Source organism: Comamonas sp. GW821-FHT11H03 (assembly GCF_058807955.1).
This window is the reverse complement of sequence record NZ_JBXARF010000007.1, coordinates 141419-159512: the sequence shown is the minus strand read 5'-3', so window position 1 is coordinate 159512 and position 18094 is coordinate 141419. Positions and strand designations below refer to the sequence as shown.

General features: G+C 65.1%; 16 protein-coding genes. 9 read left to right on the top strand and 7 right to left on the bottom strand.

Annotated elements, in window-relative coordinates; translation table 11 throughout:
* The first annotated feature begins 12 nt into the window (after nucleotides 1–12).
* Complete coding sequence (locus AC1RTQ_RS16655) at nucleotides 13–1440, top strand: peptidylprolyl isomerase (protein ID WP_492877329.1); 1428 nt, start codon at nucleotides 13–15, stop codon at nucleotides 1438–1440.
* A 103-nt stretch (nucleotides 1441–1543) separates the two neighbouring features.
* Entirely contained in the window at nucleotides 1544–2305 is a 762-nt protein-coding gene (rsmA, locus tag AC1RTQ_RS16650; protein ID WP_492877327.1) for a 16S rRNA (adenine(1518)-N(6)/adenine(1519)-N(6))-dimethyltransferase RsmA, read from the top strand.
* Nucleotides 2306–2367: 62 nt separating this feature from the next.
* Here the strand turns inward: rsmA and aptA are convergent, their stop codons facing one another.
* Entirely contained in the window at nucleotides 2368–3723 is a 1356-nt protein-coding gene (gene aptA, locus AC1RTQ_RS16645) for an omega-aminotransferase AptA (RefSeq protein ID WP_492877325.1), read from the bottom strand.
* A gap of 337 nt (nucleotides 3724–4060) precedes the next feature.
* Nucleotides 4061–4315, bottom strand: a complete 255-nt coding sequence (locus AC1RTQ_RS16640; RefSeq protein ID WP_304351673.1) for a DUF2061 domain-containing protein — start codon at nucleotides 4313–4315, stop codon at nucleotides 4061–4063.
* Nucleotides 4316–4512: 197 nt separating this feature from the next.
* Between AC1RTQ_RS16640 and AC1RTQ_RS16635 the strand changes: the two genes are divergently transcribed.
* The 3 genes from AC1RTQ_RS16635 to AC1RTQ_RS16625 are packed head-to-tail and all read left to right on the top strand — an operon-like array spanning nucleotide 4513 to nucleotide 6564.
* Nucleotides 4513–5025 carry a GNAT family N-acetyltransferase gene (locus tag AC1RTQ_RS16635; protein ID WP_492877324.1) on the top strand — a complete coding sequence of 171 codons (513 nt, stop codon included), beginning with the start codon at nucleotides 4513–4515 and terminating at the stop codon, nucleotides 5023–5025.
* A 26-nt stretch (nucleotides 5026–5051) separates the two neighbouring features.
* Nucleotides 5052–5609, top strand: a complete 558-nt coding sequence (locus AC1RTQ_RS16630; RefSeq protein ID WP_304351675.1) for an NUDIX hydrolase — start codon at nucleotides 5052–5054, stop codon at nucleotides 5607–5609.
* A gap of 58 nt (nucleotides 5610–5667) precedes the next feature.
* Entirely contained in the window at nucleotides 5668–6564 is an 897-nt protein-coding gene (locus tag AC1RTQ_RS16625; protein ID WP_492877323.1) for a DMT family transporter, read from the top strand.
* 22 nt (nucleotides 6565–6586) lie between these two features.
* Here the strand turns inward: AC1RTQ_RS16625 and AC1RTQ_RS16620 are convergent, their stop codons facing one another.
* Entirely contained in the window at nucleotides 6587–7507 is a 921-nt protein-coding gene (locus tag AC1RTQ_RS16620; protein WP_409812085.1) for a LysR family transcriptional regulator, read from the bottom strand.
* A 158-nt stretch (nucleotides 7508–7665) separates the two neighbouring features.
* On the opposite strand from AC1RTQ_RS16620, the gene AC1RTQ_RS16615 reads away from it, so the two are divergent.
* The 4 genes from AC1RTQ_RS16615 to AC1RTQ_RS16600 all read left to right on the top strand — a co-directional run bounded on the left by AC1RTQ_RS16615 (nucleotide 7666) and on the right by AC1RTQ_RS16600 (nucleotide 12299).
* The gene (locus tag AC1RTQ_RS16615; protein WP_492877322.1) at nucleotides 7666–8676 is read left to right on the top strand and encodes a Bug family tripartite tricarboxylate transporter substrate binding protein; all 1011 of its coding nucleotides are present in this window, start codon (nucleotides 7666–7668) and stop codon (nucleotides 8674–8676) included.
* 155 nt (nucleotides 8677–8831) lie between these two features.
* Nucleotides 8832–10448 (top strand): gamma-glutamyltransferase family protein, encoded by a 1617-nt coding sequence (locus AC1RTQ_RS16610; protein WP_492877321.1) that lies wholly within the window; start codon nucleotides 8832–8834, stop codon nucleotides 10446–10448.
* Between the two features lie 199 nt (nucleotides 10449–10647).
* The gene (gene sigJ, locus AC1RTQ_RS16605; RefSeq protein WP_409812088.1) at nucleotides 10648–11571 is read left to right on the top strand and encodes an RNA polymerase sigma factor SigJ; all 924 of its coding nucleotides are present in this window, start codon (nucleotides 10648–10650) and stop codon (nucleotides 11569–11571) included.
* Between the two features lie 242 nt (nucleotides 11572–11813).
* Nucleotides 11814–12299, top strand: coding sequence for a carboxymuconolactone decarboxylase family protein (locus tag AC1RTQ_RS16600; RefSeq protein WP_492877319.1), 486 nt, complete (start codon nucleotides 11814–11816; stop codon nucleotides 12297–12299).
* A 95-nt stretch (nucleotides 12300–12394) separates the two neighbouring features.
* Here the strand turns inward: AC1RTQ_RS16600 and AC1RTQ_RS16595 are convergent, their stop codons facing one another.
* The 4 genes from AC1RTQ_RS16595 to AC1RTQ_RS16580 all read right to left on the bottom strand — a co-directional run bounded on the left by AC1RTQ_RS16595 (nucleotide 12395) and on the right by AC1RTQ_RS16580 (nucleotide 17805).
* Nucleotides 12395–13378, bottom strand: coding sequence for a Bug family tripartite tricarboxylate transporter substrate binding protein (locus tag AC1RTQ_RS16595; protein WP_302092563.1), 984 nt, complete (start codon nucleotides 13376–13378; stop codon nucleotides 12395–12397).
* Nucleotides 13379–13469: 91 nt separating this feature from the next.
* Nucleotides 13470–14678: a tricarballylate utilization 4Fe-4S protein TcuB gene (gene tcuB, locus AC1RTQ_RS16590; protein WP_492877317.1), complete on the bottom strand. Its 1209-nt coding sequence runs from the start codon at nucleotides 14676–14678 to the stop codon at nucleotides 13470–13472.
* Nucleotides 14679–16130, bottom strand: a complete 1452-nt coding sequence (gene tcuA / locus AC1RTQ_RS16585) for an FAD-dependent tricarballylate dehydrogenase TcuA (RefSeq protein WP_492877315.1) — start codon at nucleotides 16128–16130, stop codon at nucleotides 14679–14681.
* Between the two features lie 289 nt (nucleotides 16131–16419).
* On the bottom strand, nucleotides 16420–17805 hold the full coding sequence (locus tag AC1RTQ_RS16580; protein ID WP_302092560.1) for a GntP family permease: 1386 nt from the start codon (nucleotides 17803–17805) through the stop codon (nucleotides 16420–16422).
* Nucleotides 17806–18094 lie beyond the last annotated feature (289 nt).

Sequence of the window (18094 nt, the reverse complement as noted above, 5' to 3'; positions counted from 1 at the left end):
CAAGGCTTTTTCATGCGTTTTTTCTCCAAGACATCCAATGCATGTGCTGTTGCCGTGGCACTGGCTGTAATGGCTGCCGGTGTGCAGGCCCAGGGCCTGAAGAGTCCCGGCAGCAAGGCCAAGGCTGTCAATGACCCCTCCATCTCGCGCGCATTGGAGGCCACGGCTCAGCCCTCGGGGCGCCAGGCTCCGGCAGTTACACAGGGTGTTCGCTCGGCTGACTACATCGTGGCCGTGGTCAATTCGGAGCCCATCACCAATAACGAAGTGCGTGCGCGCATGGAGCGCGTGGCGCAGAACGTGACTGAGCAGGGCGGTCAGCTGCCCTCCCAGAGCGAGCTGGCCCGCCAGGTTCTGGAGCGCCTGATTCTCGAGCGCGTGCAGCTGCAGGAAGCCAAGGACACGGGCATCAACGTTGACAACATGACGGTCGATCAGGCCGTGGCCAATGTGGCGCGCCAGAACAATACCGACAAGGCCGGTCTGCTGTCGCGCCTGAAGGCCGAAGGGCTTTCCGAAGCGCAGTTCCGTTCGGAGATCCGCAATCAGATGCTGATGCAGCGCGTGCGCGAGCGTGATGTGGATGGCCGCGTCAAGGTCGCGGAAGCCGACATCGACCGCTATCTCAAGGAGCAAAAGCGCCCCGGCGATGCGGCCGCAGGTGCGGCAGCCAATCTGGGCCATATCCTGATCACCGTGCCGGAAAACGCCAGCCCTGCCGTGGTGGCAGAGCGCGAAGCCAAGGCCAAGCAGGCGGCAGAAGCGGCGCGCAAGAACCCCGACTTCATCGCTGCCGTGCGTGAGTTCTCGGATGTGCCCAATGGCCAGGGTGGCGGTGCCATGGGCATGCGCCCCATGAGCGATTACCCCGAGCTGTTTTCTCAGCAGGTGGGCAATGCGGCAGTAGGTGCCATCGTCGGTCCGTTTCGTTCGGGCGCTGGTTTCCACGTGCTCAAGGTGCTGGAGAAATCTCAGGCAGGAGCACCTGTATACATCACGCAGAACCACGCACGCCATATTCTGCTGACCGTAGGCAATGGCATGACCGAAGCCCAGGCTGCCAAGCGTCTGGAGGACTACAAGCGTCGTGTTGAATCCGGTCAGGCCACCTTCGAGCAACTGGCGCAGGAGTTCTCCAAGGACGGCAGCGCGCGCAATGGCGGTGATCTGGGCTGGTCTTCGCCCGGCCAGTTCGTGCCTGAGTTCGAACGCGTGCTCGACAACCTGCAGCCGGGCCAGATCAGCAACCCCGTGGTGTCGCGTTTCGGCGTGCACCTGATCCAGCTGATCGAGCGCCGCCAGGAAAAGCTCACCGAGCGCGAGCAGCGCGAAATGGTGCGCAACGTGGTGCGCGAGCGCAAGGCCGAGCAGGACTACGAAACCTGGCTCAAGGAACTGCGCGGCAAGGCCTTTGTGGAATACCGCGAGCCACCCCAATAAGCCCATTCAATCCGCTTGAAGTGCCCGGTAATGTCATCATTGCGCACCGGGCATCGGAGCTCCCCCCCATTCCAAGCGGTGCCCTGGCACCGCTTTCGCATTCATGAAACATATTCCCCGCAAGCGCTTTGGTCAGAACTTTCTGACCGACGGCGCCATCATCGACAACATCGTCCAGGCCATCGATCCCAAGGCGGGCGAACCCATGGTCGAGATCGGCCCTGGTCTGATGGCGCTGTCGCAGCCCCTGGTCGAGCGCCTGGGCAAGCTCACCGTGATCGAGCTGGACCGCGACCTAGCGGCCCGTCTGCGTCTGCGCGACGATCTCGATGTGGTCGAGTCCGATGTGCTCAAGGTGAACTTCCGTGCGCTGGCCGCACGTCTGGGCGTGGCCAAGCTGCGCGTGGTCGGCAACCTGCCCTACAACATCTCCAGCCCCATTCTTTTCCATCTGCTGGAGCAGGTGGATGTGGTGCAGGATCAGCACTTCATGCTGCAAAAGGAAGTCATCGACCGCATGGTGGCCGATGCCGGCACCTCGGCCTACGGCCGCCTGTCGGTGATGCTGCAGTGGCGCTACGCCATGGAAGATGTGCTGTTCGTGCCGCCGGGCAGCTTCAATCCGCCTCCCAAGGTTGACAGCGCCGTGGTGCGCATGATTCCGCGCGAGCAGCCTGCGGATCTCGATCCCAAGCTGCTGGAAGAGCTGGTGCAGGTCGCTTTCAGCCAGCGCCGCAAGATCTTGCGCAACACCCTGGGCAAGTGGCTGGAAGCCAAGGGCTTTGCGGGCGAGTTCGATCTGCAGCGCCGTGCGGAAGAAGTGCCGGTCGCCGAATTCGAAGCCCTGGCAGCACAGCTTTCCTGAATTGAGATAAAAATGCTTCAATCGCTTGCGGGGTAGGCGATTGAAGCTACTGATTTGATAGTTCAGTCAGTGGCCTGCAGCGCATCGCCCAGTGCGTTGATCAGTCGCTCGATCTCGGCCTGCTCGCTGATGAAGGGCGGTGCCAGCTGAATCGTGTCGCCGCCGTAGCGCACATAAAAGCCGGCCTCCCAGCATTTCATGGCGATCTCGTAAGGGCGCTTGGCGGGTTCGCCGGGCAGGGGCGCAATCGTGACGCCCGCCGCCAGGCCGATATTGCGGATGTCCAGCACATGCCTGGCGCCCTTGAGGCTGTGCACGGCCTGCTCGAAGAAGGGGGCCAGCGTGCGCACGCGGCCCGGGCCGTCTTCGCGCTCCAGCAGATCCAGCGCTGCAATGCCTGCCGCGCAGGCCACGGGATGGGCCGAATAGGTATAGCCGTGGGCAAATTCCAGCATGTACTGAGGCCCGCCAGCCGCCATGAACTGGTCATAGATGGCGGGCGAGACCACGCAGGCCCCCAGCGGCTGGGCGCCATTGCTGACCTGCTTGGCGATATTCATGATGTCCGGCGTCACGCCAAAGGCCTCGGCCGCCGTCATCGCTCCGAGGCGGCCAAAGCCCGTGATGACCTCGTCGAAGATCAGCAGGATGTCGTGCTGGGTGCAGATCTCGCGCAAACGCTGCAGATAGCCGGCGGGCGGAATCACCACCCCGCCCGAGCCCGACATGGGCTCCACGATCACGGCCGCGATATTGCTGGCGTCATGCAGGGCGATCAGATCGAGCAGCCGGTCTGCCAGGGCGCGTCCGTCGGTTTGGGGCTGGCCCTTGAAGAACGAACCTGGTGGCGGCTGGGTGTGCGGCAGATGGTCGGCTTCAATCCCCTGGCCGAACATCTTGCGGTTGCCCCCCATGCCGCCTACCGAGATGCCGCCGAAGTTCACGCCGTGATAGCCCTTTTCGCGCCCGATCAGCCGGGTCTTGGTGCCCTGGCCCCTGGCGCGCCAGTAGGCGCGCGCCATCTTCAGCGAGGTGTCGGCCGCTTCCGATCCCGAGCCGGTGAAGAACACATGTTCAAGCCCCTGGGGCATCAGCGCCACGATGCGGTTGGCAAGCTCGAACGAGGCCGGGTGGCCGAACTGAAAGGCGGGAGAGTAGTCGAGCTGCAGCGCGGCTTGGCCAATGGCCTCGGCAATCTCGCGGCGGCCATGGCCCAGCCCCGAGCACCACAGGCCCGAGAGGCCGTCGAAAATGCGCCGGCCATCGGCGTCGTTGTAGTAGGCCCCCTGTGCGCCGGTGATGATGCGGGGCCTGGCCTTGAAGTTGCGATTGCCGGTAAACGGCATCCAGTGGGCGCTCAGCCATTGCTCGTCGTGGCGGTTGAGGTCTGCGGATGTCTGGCGGTCTGCAAGCTGCATGGGAACTCCTTGGATTCCCGGTCATTGTTGGCCTGGAGCCCGGTTTGGCAAATAGCCGCAAACCCATGGGCGAGAGGCCGCATTTGCATGCTCTGCATGACTTATCCACAGGATTTTCTGGTGTTGGAGGGCGGGGTCCGGATGGTTTTCAGTTGAACTCAATCAGAAAATCGGATGAGGCCTGGGATGTTCAAGATTTATCAAGGATTTGTCCAAAGGCTTGTGCACATGATTTCTACAGGCCATTGAGGTGACCGTTGCAGTCGCCCAGCGTGGCCAGGGAGCGCAGCAGCCATTGCGCAAAAGTGGTGGGGTGGTCGGCGTTCATAGGTGGCTCTCAGGCGTTCAGCGCTTGTCCCGCAAGCGCTTGCTGCTCACGTTTCTTCAGGCGGCGCTCCCAGACTTTTTCATGGAAGAAGAAGGCAAAGGCCTGAACCGTGGGCTCCAGCAGGCTCAGCGTCAGCGAGGCAATCAGATTGCCGGTCACGGCATAGGCGACGCAGGCGGCCACGGTGATGTGGATCACGTAGTAACTGGCAGTCTTGGTCAGCGTGAGCTGGTTCTGGCGCAATGTCTTGATCAAGCGTGTCATTTGTTTCTCCCTGAGTGATGAATGAATGGTAGGGAGGGTGGCGATGAATTTCCAATTGAGAATCATTACTATTGCGATAGTGCCTACAGGCTGCTGCGAGATGAGCGGCTTGCTAAGCTGTGTGCTGGGGTTTGATTGAAATTGGCCGTCAGCCATTGCCTGATAAGCGCTGACAGCTATTGATTTGAGAGTTTTTGATGCCGGAGTCGATGCCAATCCAGCTGCGCGCGCTGGGCGTGGATGATGTGGATGCCCTGCTGCGCATACAGGAGCATTGCTATGGCGCGGACTTTGCCGAGCCGCGCGAGGTGTTTGTGCGCCGTTTGCGCACCGCCGGGCATTGTTCCTGGGCGGCCGAGCAAGGGGGCGAGCTGGTGGCCTATCTGGCCGCCTACTGGTCGCGCCCCGGGGCCATCACGCCGCTCAACGGCGACTTTGCCGACTATGACGACGCCAGCGTGCTCTATCTGCACGATATGGCCGTGTCCGAGGCTGCCGCCGGCCAGGGCTTGGCGGGGCGCATGGTCCAGGCCCTGAAGGCCCAGGCCAGAGCGCGCGGCGTGCAGCGCACGGCACTGGTTTCGGTACAGGGCTCACGGCTTTACTGGGAGCGTCAAGGCTATGCGGTCCAGTCCGTGACAAATGCTGTGCAACAACAACATTTGGACAGTTATGGCGATGGTGCGCTCTATATGGTGGGATTTATCTGACACATCGTCGGGTTGGGGCAAGGATAATGCCGGCCATGCCCAATCGCTGGAAACCCAATGTGACTGTCTCGGCCATCATCGAACGCGATGGCCGTTTTTTGCTGGTGGAAGAACAAACGGCGGATGGACTGCGTCTGAACACGCCGGCCGGTCATCTCGACCCTTCCGAAAGCCCTGTCGATGCCTGTGTGCGCGAAGTCATGGAAGAGACGGCCTACAACTTCACGCCCACGGCCCTGGTCGGCATCTACATGAACCGCTTTGTGCGCACGCGCACGGGCTCGGACATCACCTATCTGCGCTTTGCCTTCACGGGCGATCTGGGCATGCACCATGCCCAGCGCCATCTGGACGACGGCATCGTGCGCAGCGTCTGGCTTTCGCTCGACGAGCTCAAGGCCACCGAGCATCTGCACCGCAGCCCCATCGTGCTGGAGTCTGTGGGCGATTATCTGGCCGGCCAGCGCTATGACATAGGCCTCATCCATGCCGATGCCAGCATCTACAAGGTGCCGCAGCTGACGCGCCCGGTACCTGAAGAGGCCGGTGCCACGCTGGACGATGTACTGGTGCAGCTTCACTGATTGCGGCATGCAGTTGTTGTGACTGGCATGCAGGCCGAGGCTGTGCACAATGCCCTGTATGTCTGTAGCCAGCCTGATCCGACTCATGACACTGTCCGCCCTCTGGGGCGGCAGTTTTTTATTCATGCGCGTGGCCGTACCCCATCTGGGGGCTGTGCCCACGGCTTTGGGACGCGGCCTGTTTTCGGCGCTGGGCCTTGGCGCTGCGTTGTTTGCCATGGGTTTCCGGCCCAGGCTGGGACGCTATCTTTGGCCCTTGCTGGGGCTGGGTGCCATCAATTCCGGCATCCCCTTTCTCATGTACGCGCTGGCGGCACAGGTGCTGCCATCGGGCTATAGCGCCATCTTCAATGCCGCCACGCCGCTGGTGGCTACCGTGGTGGGGGCGCTGGTGTTTGCCGAGGCGATCACGCCCGCGCGCGTGGCTGCCGTGGTACTGGGGATTGGCGGCGTGGCCGTGCTGGCCCAGGCCGGGCCGCTGGATCTCAGCACCGCCGTGCTGGGCGGCATGGCGGCCTGTTTTGTTGCCACGGTCTGCTATGCGTTTTCCAGCTATCTGACGCTCAGGCTTGTGGGTGCCGATGCGAGCGTGGACACGCGCGCTGCCGTTTTCATCAGCCAGCTCGGTGCATTGATGGTGCTGGCGCCGGCGCTGCTCATCGACATCGCGCTGGAGCCCGACATGCTGGCCAGGCTGCAGGCCGCGCCGCTGCTGGCATGGGGCAATGTGGCGCTGCTGGGCCTGTTGAGCACGGCGCTGGCCTATGTGCTTTACTTCAGGCTGATTGCCGACGAGGGCCCGCAGAAGGCGCTGACCGTGACCTTCATCGTGCCCGTGTTTGCCGTGTTCTGGGGCTGGGTCCTGCTCGACGAGTCCTTGACCGTTGCACATGCCATGGGAGGCGGGCTGATTGCGCTGTCGCTCTGGCTGGTGCTGCGCCCCAAGGCGGATTGAGCCGGCGTGAGCGGCCTTCTTTTCACCAGGCGGCGGGCAGGCGCAGCTGCAAAAGCTCCAGAAAGGACTGCGCCGCATGCGGCAGCGTGCGGCCGGCCAGGGTCTGCACCTCGATATCGCGCAGATCCATGCCGCGGTCGCTGAGCGCCACGGCCACGAGCGCGCCTGTGGCCACCATGTCGCGGGCGGCGATTTCGCTGGCCACGGCAACCGCCGTGCCCTGGGCCGCAAAGTTCAGCAGCGTCTTGCCGTGATTGCTCTCCAGGGCCGGAGCCAGCATCAGCCCCTGGCGGCTGCAGGCTGCGTCCAGCAACTGGCGCACGGCCGTGCTGGGCGGCGTCAGTGCCAGCGGATAGCGCACCAGCCTGGCCAGTGCCACGCTGCGCTCTTGCGCCAGCTCATGGCTGGATGCCACCAGCGCCAGCACGGGCGCGGCCACGCGGCAGGCGACGGCGATGCCGGGCTCGGGGGCCCGGCTGAAACACAGGCCTATGTCGGCGATGCCGGTGCGCACGGCCCCGGAAACCTCGTGCGTGGGAAGCACCGTTACCTCGAAGACGATGCCGCTGTGCTCGCGCTGGAAGGCCGCGCACAGGCGCGGCAGGAATTCGCTGGCGAAGGCATCGGAGCTGGCAATGCGCACCTTGCCGCTGCGCAGGCCCTGCAAGGCCTTGATCTCGTCCAGAGCGCGCTCCGCGTCCAGCCCCGCGCGGCGCGCATGATCGGCCAGGATCTCGCCGGCGGCGTTGAGCACCATGCCGCGCGGGTGGCGCTCGAACAGCGGCGTTCCCAGGCGCGCCTCCAGCGCCGCGATCTGGCGGCTGATGGCCGAGGCCGCCACATGCAGCCTTGCCGAGGCCTCGCTCAGCGAGCCGCATTGCGCGACTTCGTGGAAGTAGCGCAGCGCGGTGTCTTGGAGCAGCAAATGGCGGGACTCGGGCATGGCAGGCGGTGGCGGTAGAGGGTCATTGTGCCCGGTTTGCTGTTTTGGCAACGATGGCTTGCAAATTTGCCGATAGCGGCAAATGCCCCGGTTTTCTAAGATCTCCCGTTCGATGGTCGCCAGGCAGCGGCCAGCCCTCCATTTTTGCGGGAGTTGCCATGCGGGCACGGTTTACTGTTTCAACGACGCGTCGCCAGTGGCTCCAGGCCGCTGCGGCCGTGGCCGGCGGCTTGCTGGCCTTGCCGGCCCTGGCCCAGAGCGAGGCCGCCTGGCCCAGCCGACCGGTGCGCGTGATCGTGCCGTTTCCGGCCAGCGGTGCTACCGATCTGGTGGCACGCGTGATCGCGCAGCGCGTATCGCAGGAGCTGGGCCAGCAACTGGTCATCGACAACCGGCCCGGCGCTGGCGGCACCATAGGCACGGCCGAGGCTGCCAAGGCGGCGGCCGACGGCTACACGCTGCTGTTCACCACTAGCAGCACGCATGCCATCTCGCCGCATCTGATGCCCAGGCTGGCCTACAAGGCGGACAAGGACTTCAGTCCCATCGCGCATACGGCGGACGCGGCCAGCGTGCTGCTGGTCACGCCCTCGCTGCCGGTCAAGAGCGTGCAGGAGCTGATCGCCTATGCCAAGGCCAACCCCGGCAAGCTCAACTACGCCACCAGCGGCAACGGCACCATCGTGCACCTGAACACCGCCGCCTTTGCTGCGCAGGCCGGCCTACAGCTCGCCCATGTGCCCTACAAGGGCACGGCCCAGTCGATCACCGATCTGGCGGCAGGCCAGGTTCACCTGCTGTTCGACTCCATCCCCACGGGCATGCCCCATGTGGCCAGCGGCCGCTTGCGCGCCCTGGCCGTGACCGGCGACAGGCGCAGCACGCTGGCTCCGAATCTGCCCACGGTGGCCGAATCGGGCCTGCCGGGCTATTCCTCGGTCACCTGGTTCGGCCTCTACGGCCCGGCCGGCATGAAGCCCGAGCTGGTCGGACGGATCAACCAGGCCTTCAACCGCGCCATCCAGAATCCCGAGGTGATCGCCAGCCTGGCCAAGCAGGGTGTGGAGCCCGCCAAGCCGCAGACCCCCGCGCAGTTTGCCGCCATGGTGCAGGCCGACAGCGCGCGCTGGGCCAAGGTCATCCGGGACAACCACATTACTTTGGAATAAAACACCCCCTGAGTTGCTTCGCCTGGGTGGCCCCGCGCCCTCCCCCTCAGAGGGGGTCCACGCCCTCGCTGCAGGGCGGCCCTTGCTCGGCGTGCGCCGTTGGAGGTGCCAGCCTTATGCGCGGCGCCCATGAATCACTGATCGGACTTAGATATATGACCAACCTCGTCAAGGACTGGACGCTTCCCTATGCCTCGCACCGCTCGCCGGTGCTGGGGCGCAATGTGGTCAGCACTTCGCAGCCGCTGGCCGCGCAGGCCGGCCTCTCCATGCTGCTGGCCGGCGGCAACGCCGTGGATGCGGCGCTGGCCGCGGCGATGACGCTCACGGTGGTCGAGCCCACGGGCTGCGGCATTGGCAGCGACGGCTTTGCCATCGTCTGGGACGGCAAGGAGCTGCATGGCCTCAACGCCTCGGGCCGCTCGCCTGCGGGCTGGACGCCCGACTACTTTGCCCGCCTCGGCGGCATACCCGAGAAGGGCTGGAATGCCGTGACCGTGCCCGGTGCCGTGTCGGCCTGGGTGGCGCTGTCCAAGCGCTTCGGCAAGCTGCCCTTCGCGCAGGTGGCCCAGCCCGCCATCGACTATGCGCGCCACGGTTTCGCGGTCTCGCCCACCATTGCCACGCTGTGGGAGCTGGGCGGCCAAAAGCTGGGCGACCAGCCCGGCTTTGCCGAGTGCTTTCTGCCGGGTGGCCGCGCTCCCCGGGCCGGAGAAGTGTTCAGGAGCGAAGCCCATGCGCGCACGCTGGAGGAGATCGCCGAGACCCTGGGCGAGTCCTTTTACCGTGGCGCGCTGGCCAGGAAGATGGTCGAGCATGCGCGGGCCTGCGGCGGCGTGATGAGCGAGCAAGACCTGGCCGCGCACCAGGCCGACTGGGTGGGCACGGTGTCGCAGAAGTTCGGCGATTCGGTGATCCACGAGATTCCGCCCAACGGTCAGGGCATTGCCGCGCTGATGGCGCTGGGCATGCTCGATGAACTGGGTGCGGGGGGCGATGCGATCGGATCGCAGCCGCTGGACGGCGTGGACAGCGTGCACCTGCAGATCGAGGCCATGAAGCTGGCCTTTGCCGACCTGCACCAGTACAACGCCGACCTGGACCATATGCGCGTCACCCCCGCACAGCTGCTGGAGCGCGACTACCTGCGTGAACGCGCCCGTCTCATAGACCCGAAGCGGGCCGGTGCCCCGGGCTGCGGCGCGCCCCGGCCCGGCGGCACGGTCTACCTGGCGGCGGCCGATGCCAGCGGCATGATGGTCTCCTTCATACAGTCCAACTACATGGGCTTTGGCTCGGGCGTGGTTGTGCCGGGCACGGGCATCAGCCTGCAGAACCGCGGCCACGGCTTTACCACCGAGGCCGGTCATGCCAACCAGGTCGGCCCGCGCAAGCGTCCCTCGCACACCATCATTCCGGCCTTTGCCATGCATGCCGATGGCACGCCGCAAATGGCGTTCGGCGTCATGGGCGGACCCATGCAGAGCCAGGGCCATCTGCAGATGGCCCTGCGCGTGCTGCGCTACGGCCAGAACCCGCAGGCTGCGGCCGATGCACCGCGCTGGCGCGTGACCGGCGGCAAGGGCGTGGCCGTGGAGCCTTCCTTCGATGCCGCCGTCGTCGAACAACTGCGCGCACGCGGCCATGAGGTCAGTGTCGAGGCCGGCCACGGCGTGTTCGCCTTTGGCGGCGCCCAGCTGGTGCTGCGCGACGGCGAGCACTACATTGCGGGTTCCGATCCGCGCAAGGATGGGTGCGCGGTGGGGTATTGAGGGCCCCCCTGAGCGGCTGCGCCGCTTCCCCCGGAGGGGGACGACGGCCTTGCTGCGAGGCGGCTCTTGCTCGGCGTCCCTGACTCGGAGTGCGCCAGTTTTTGGCTGCGTTGTCACAAAAGCGGTGCGTTCTGCGTCTAAGGCTTGGTGCCTGTCACACTGGGTGGCTGGCCCCAAGCCTATTTGCAGGAGACATCACGTGAGCCCCACTTCCCACGCTGCGCCGTCCGCCGATGCGGGACTGCAGGATTTCGAGCGCCATCGCCCGCGCCTGTTCGGGCTGGCCTATCGCATGCTGGGCCAGCGGGCCGAGGCCGAGGATCTGGTGCAGGATGTCTGGCTGCGCTGGCAGGACAGCGAGCGCTTGGCCATTGTCCAGCCCGAGGCCTGGCTGGTGACCACGGCCACACGGCTGGCCATAGACCGGCTGCGGCGCCTGCGTGTGGAGCGCGAGCACTATGCGGGTTTCTGGCTGCCCGAGCCGCTGGTCCAGCCCTGGACCGAGGCCGCTCCCTCGGCCGAGGAGCTGCTGGAGCAGGCACACGATGTGTCCACGGCGCTGCTGTTCGTGCTGGAGCAGCTGACGCCCGAGGAGCGCGCAGCCTTTTTGCTGCGTGAGGTCTTCGATGCCGACTATGCCGAAGTGGCCCAGGCGCTGGGCCGCAGCGAGGCCGCCTGTCGCCAGCTGGTGCACCGCGCGCGAGCCCATGTGAAGGCCGGGCGGCCGCGCTTCGAGGCGCCGGCACAGGCCCATGCCGAGCTGCTGCGCCGCTTTGCCCAGGCTGCGCGGGGCGGCGATCTGGCGCAGATCCAGGCGCTCTTCGCGCCCGACGCCGCGCTGATCAGCGACGGCGGGGGCAAGGTGGCATCCTTTGGCCGCGTGCTGGAGACCGGGCGCCGCCTGGCGCTGCTGTATTTCGCCACGGCTCGGCGTCTGCGCCGCGACGGGCAGGAGCAGACCCTGCATCTGGCGCGGGTCAACGGCCTGCCGGGTCTGGTGCGCTGCGTGGACGGCCAGGTGGAGTCGGTGCAGACGCTGCTGGTCGAGGACGGACTGATCCGGCGCATCTACACGCTGCGCAATCCGGACAAGCTGACCCGCGTGCTGGTGCCGGCGGCCTGATGGGCGACGTCTGTCGGTGAATGTGAAGAAGGCGAATAAAACAATAGCTGCTGGCGCAAGTCAATCAACAGACTTAGATAGTTTTATTGCTGAGTTTGTTTGTCAATAAGCGCTAGCAGCTATGTTTATTGATAGACCGGCGATGGATGACCGGGCCTGTCACAAACCGCGCTGCTGCCGCGTCTAAGAGGTATGGGCCGGCCACAGGGGCGGGCCTGCAATGTCCCTCAAGGAGTATTCACATGGCCGACATCGCCAACCCTATCGCCATCCCCACGCCGCGCCTGGACTTCCGTGTGCTGGCCCCTGAGCTCTACAAGGCGCAGGCCGGCCTCAACGCCCAGATCGCGCGCTCCAGCCTCGGTGTGCAACTGCTGGAGCTGGTCTATCTGCGCGTCTCGCAGATCAACGGCTGCGCCTTCTGCGTGGACATGCATGTGCGAGAGCTGTTGTCGCGCGGCGAGGATCTGCAGCGCATCAACAGCGTGGTGGTCTGGCGCGAGGTGGACTTGTTCGAGATGCGCGAGCGCGCCGCGCTGAACTGGGCCGAGCGCTGCACCCAGCTGAGCCAGGCCCATCCCGGACAGCAGGACTTCGAGGCCCTGCGCCCCTACTTCAGCGAGCGCGAAATCGTGGAGCTCAGCTACGCCATCGGCTGCATCAATGTCTGGAACCGTCTGTGCGTGGGCTTTGCGGCGCCGGTGGAGAAAAAACCTATCACCGCCTGAGCCGCTGGGCGGCCGGCGAGGCCCTTGCTCGCCGTCCCTGACCTGGATTGCGTCCAACTCATGCCTTATGCATCGGCGCGAGCCGGGTCGTGCTCTCAGTTCTGGGTGATCTTGCGTTCCTTGACCACCTTGCCCCATTGCTCGTATTCCTTCTTCATGAAGGCTGCGAACTCGGTGCGGGTTGTGGGCTGGGGTGTCAGGCCGTGGACCTTGAGCGCCTCGGCCACGCCGGGGTCCTTGAGCACCTTGACGATCTCCAGGTTCCAGCGGTCCAGCACAGGCGTGGGGGTCTTGCCGGGAGCGACGAAGGCATACCAGTTCAGCGCCTCGAAGCCGGGGAAGCCCGCTTCGGCCACGGTGGGGATATTGGGCATGTAGGCGGGGCGCGTCAGGCCCGTGGTGGCCAGCGGAATCAGCTTGCCGGTCTCGATATGCGGCAGGGCCGTCGGGGGCGCGGCGAAGTAGGAAGTGACGCGCTCGCCCAGCAGGTCCTGCAGGGCCGGTGCGCCGCCCTTGTAGGGCACATGCACCATCTCCACGCCGGCGCGCTGGTTGAACAACTCGCCCGCCAGGTGCGAGGCCGAGCCCGCGCCGGTGGAGGCATAGTCCACGCTGCCGGGGCTCTTCTTGGCCTTGGCCACGAACTCGGCCAGGGTCTTCACGCCCGCGCCCTTGTGCACCACCAGCACATTGGGAAAGTTCACGCCGCCCGAGATGGGTGCCAGATCGCTGAAGGGGTTGTAGCCCACCTTCATGATGTGGGGCGCAATCGTCAGCGGTCCGATGGAGCCGAACAGCAGCACCGAGCCGTCGGCAGGGGCCTTGGCCACGAACTGGTGGGCGATATTGCCGCCCGCGCCGCCCTTGTTGTCCACCACCACGGTCTGGCCGATGTTCTCGCCCAGCTTCTTGGCAATCATGCGCGCCGCCGCGTCGGCGGCTCCACCAGCGGCAAAGCCCACGACCAGCGTCACGGGCTTGTTGGGCAGCCAGTCGGGGGCGGCCTGCGCCGCCGAGCCCAGGCTCAGCAGGCAGGCGGCCACGGCCGTGGCGCGCAGGAAATGGCGTTTGTTCATCATGGGATGTCTCCTTGGTCGGAAAGGAATGCCGGTATCCCGGCTGATTTTTTTGAAAGCAGGCACGGCGGGCGTGCCTGTCATGGGGCTTCGCTCAATCAGCACCCAGGCCGATGGGACTGGGCTCGCGCTTTTCGGTGTTGTGGCGCAGCAGCGCAGCCGTACGGAACACGCCGTGGGCAAACTTGCCGTAGGGCAGGGTGGCAAACAGAGCGATCACGGCGCCCAGGTGCAGGCACAGCAGCAGAGCCAGCGCCGGCGTGGCGCGGCCCAGCCATAGCGCAAGACCGCTGGCCGCCACCAGGAACAGCAGGGCGATGAAGCCGAGGTCCATGGGCTTTTGCTTGGCGTCGCCATGCAGCGGATGGCGGGCGCGGTTCAGCAACCAGAGGCCGGCCGTGCCGATCATCAGGCTCACGCCGCCCAGGGCGCCCAGAATCTTTGGCAGGCTGGGCAGCTCGTAAGGCGCGGGCAGATCGAAGACATAGTGATAGACCGTGGCCAGGCCCGTGGCCGCAAAGCACAGCATGAAGCCGTAGAAGGTCAGGTGGTGGAAGCGGCGGCGCTTGAGCGTGTACGCGTCGTCCTCGTTGTGGCAGCCGTCGCCATGGCCGCCGTCCAGGTATTTCAGGCGCAGCACGTCGTGCGTGGCTTCGGCAGCGGCCGGGCCGCTGACATCCACATGGCTGGTGGCGGGCTTCACATCCCTCCAGAAGCGGCGCACGCCCATGAACAGCGCAAACACCACGAACAGAAACACGGGTGCGAAGATGCCGACCAGCAGATTGTGCGGGAACAGGTTGTAGAAGTTGTTGCCCAGATTGCTGCTCCACAGCTGGCCAATGCCCCCTTGCGCCGCGACGGCCAGCGCCAAAAACAGGAAGAGGCCGGCGACCAGTGCCAGGGACAGGGTCAGGCCGTTCTTCTGGTAGAGCTTGCCCATGGCGGGCGGCCAGGCATAGTCGGCATAGGTCTGGCCGCGCACCTCGGCCATGGCCTTGGGGATGTTGATGCCGAATTCGTGCGGCGGAGCGTACTGGCAGGCATGCAGGCAGGCGCCGCAGTTGTGGCAGAGATTGGCCAGGTAATGCACATCGGCCTTGCCGAACTCCAGACGGCGCGTCATGGCCGGGAACACGGCGCAAAAACCTTCGCAATAGCGGCAGGCATTGCAGATCTGCATCACGCGCGCGACTTCGTCTTCGGCAGTGGTTTCCGTCGGTGCAGGAATGATGGGGATGACCTTGCCGGTGGCCAGGGTCTGGGCTTCCTTGCCCAGTTCTTGCAGGGATTGGATGCTCATTTAGACCTCGTCTTGAACTGCGCCACGGATAGCGGCTTTGCCAGCGGCAGCCAGCGCGGCGTTGCGTCCGGCGATACGGCCAAAGGCCGTGCCGATCGACATGCCCACACCGGCGGTGTAGCCCTTGCCCAGCACATTGCCGGCCATCATTTCTCCGGCCACAAACAGGTTCTGGCTGGGTTGGTCGTTGAAGCGCACGGCGGCCGTGTCGTCCACCTTCAGGCCCAGGTAGGTGAAGGTCACGCCGGGGCGCAGTGCATAGCCGTAGTAAGGGCCGGTATCGAGCGGGCGCGCCCAGTGCGTCTTGGCCGGAGCCAGGCCTTCGGTGTGGCAGTCGTCCAGCGCGGTATGGTCGAAGTGCCCGACCTTGCAGCTGCGGTTGTAGGCATCGAGCGTGGCCATGAAGGTGTCCACGTCCAGATGCAGCTTCTGCGCCAGCTCGGGCAGGGAGTCGGCCTTCACGCCGGGGAACACCGGCGGCATGAAGCGGCCTATGGCCTTGCTGTCGATGATGGAGTAGGCCGTCTGGCCGGGTTGCTGGGCTACCAGGCGGCCCCAGATCGCATAGCGCTTGGGCCAGAAGTCCTCGCCCTCGTCATAAAAGCGCTGGGCATCGCGGTTCACCACCACGCCCAGCGAGACGCAGTCGATGCGCGTGCAGATGCCGCCGTCGTACAGCGGGGCGCGGGCATCGATGGCCACCATATGCGCCTGCGTGGGATCGCCCAGGCCGTCGGCCTGCTGCTCTTGCAGCATGTGCTTGAGCAGCACGCCCTGGTTGAAGGCCGTGCCGCGGATGATGAAGTTGTCGGCCGGCCATTCGCCGCGCTCGTTCTGGCCCCAGGCCTCGCGCAGCCATTCGCGGTTGGACTCGAAGCCGCCGGCCGCCAGCACGCAGCTTTTGGCCGTGATGCGCTGGCTTCCGTCCTTGGTTTTGACCCAGGCAGCCTGGAAGCGGCCGTTCTCGATTTCGAGCTTGTCCACGGGCGACTCGTAGCGGATTTCCACGCCCAGCTTTTCGGCGCTGCGGAAATAGGCATTCACCAGCGCCTTGCCGCCGCCCATGAAAAAGGCATTGGTGCGCGCCACATGCAGCGCGCCCGACAGCGGTGGCTGGAAGTGCACGCCATGCCTGCGCATCCAGTTGCGGCAGGTCGAGGAGGCGCGGATCACCATGCGCGCCAGATGCTCGTTGGTGATGCCGCCCGTGACCTTGAGCAGGTCCTGCCAGTATTCTTCTTCGGGATAGGCCTCGACCAGCACGTCCTGGGGGGCGTCGTGCATGCAGCGCAGATTGCGGGTGTGGCCGGAGTTGCCTCCACGCCAGGCGCGCGGAGCGGATTCAAGCAGCAGCACGCGGCTGCCGGCTTCGCGCGCCATCAGTGCGGCGCACAGGGCGGCATTGCCACCACCGATGACGAGTACATCGGTGTCAAAGGCTTCAGTTTTCATGATGGGCTGCCACGGGGCGATGCCTGCAGCGGTTCAACGTGGGTGGATGTCCTCTGCCATCCCCGCGCCGGAGCGCGGTTGACAGGGTCAGATTGGGGTTGAACGCCACTGTAGTGAGCACCGCCTCACCCGTGCAGCGGGTCGAGGGGATGGGGGTATCACCAATCGTGATGGATTGGTTATGCCGCAGGCGGAAGGCAGCAAGATGCGGTCATGCGCCACGGACTGCGGTCCGGCGGCAGGCACCAGGGCCGCTGCGCTGCAGCCCTGGTGGCCTGGACGGCTGGTCTCAATGCACGGTGATGAGCGCGTTGAAGAGCAGCACCATGACCAGGCCCACCACGGCCACGATGGACTGCACGACCGAGATGGTCTTGGTGGCTTCGCCCATGGTCATGCCGAAGGACTCCTTGACCATCCAGAAGCCAGCGTGGTTGGCATAGTTGAAGAACAGCGAGCCGCAGCCGATGGACAGGGCCAGCAGGGGCAAGTTCAGGCTGGGGTCGGCCCCTGCCAGCGGCGCCAGCAGACCGGCCGCGCCCACGATGCCCACGGTGGCCGAGCCGGTGGAGACGGACAGCAGCATGGCGATCAGCCAGCCCAGGATCAGCGGCGGGAAGGCGAATTGCTGGGTCAGATGGACGATGGCATCACCGACCTTGGCACTGGTCAGCATCTGCTGGAAGGCGCCGCCGCCGGCAATGATCATGATGATGGAGGCAATCGGCTTGAGACTCTTGCCCAGCGCGTCGCGCAGCTTTTCGGTGTCGCCGCCGCGCGCCATGACCAGGGCCACGATGGCGAACAGCACGCCCAGCAGCATGGCGATCAGGGGATTGCCCAGAAAGCTGGCCACATGCATGGCTGCCGCGTCCTTGGGCAGCAGCATTTCGGCGACGGCATGGATCAGCATCAGAATGGCGGGCAGCAGGGCTGCCAGCACGCCCAGGGCGATGCTGGGCTGCGAGCCGGCAGTGGCTTTCTCGGTGATGGTGAACTGGTCCAGCAAGGCCTGGTCGGGCTTGGTGCTCATGCGCGGGGCGATGAACGCGCCATAGAGCGGGCCGCCGAGCACCATGGCCGGAATGGCCGCCAGAAAGCCGTACAGCATGGTCGGGCCGACCGTGGTCTTGAGGGTTGCGATGGCAGTCAGGGGGCCGGGGTGGGGCGGAACCATGCCGTGCATGGCCGCCAGTGCCGAGATTACGGGCACGCCGACGTAGACATAGGCCGAGCCCTTGAAGCGGGCCTGACCTTCCAGCTTGCGCGCCACGCTGAAGATCAGCGGCAGCATGACCACCAGGCCGACTTCGAAGAACATCGGGATGCCGACGATGAAGGCCACCAGGGTCATGGCCCAGGGGATCATGCGATCGGAGGAGTGCCTGAGAATGGCTTCGGCGATCTGCTCGGTGATGCCGGCATCGGCCAGGATCTTGCCTAGCATGGCTCCCAGCGCGATCACGACCCCTACGGCTCCCAGTGTTTTGCCCGCACCGTTGGTCAGTTGCTTGACGATGGTTTCCGGATCCATGCCGGTGGCAAAGCCGACGCCGACCGAGACGATGAGCAGGGCCAGCAGCGGGTGCAGCTTGATGCGTGACACGATCAAGGCGACCAGCACCAGCACGCTGGCCAGGGCGGTCAGCAGCAACTGAATATCGAGAGATGTCATAAATGAACCTTGGTTTTGGCTGGCTGTCCTGAAGCGCACTTCACATCCAGCACGAGCCAAGGCTCATATTAAAAAAACGCACTCGCACCCGCTGTAGGCTGGCGCCGCCGGCGTGATGCAAGTTGGATGTCGAGATGCGGCCCAGGGGGCGCAACAGCAATGTTGTAATGAAGATCTAGGTTTGCCACTAGGTATGAGCTTCACATGGCAACAAAGTTGCTGTGGAAATTACGTAAGGCCTGATCCTTGATTTTCCGGCGTCGCCCATGGAAGGCCGGCGCTGCATTCA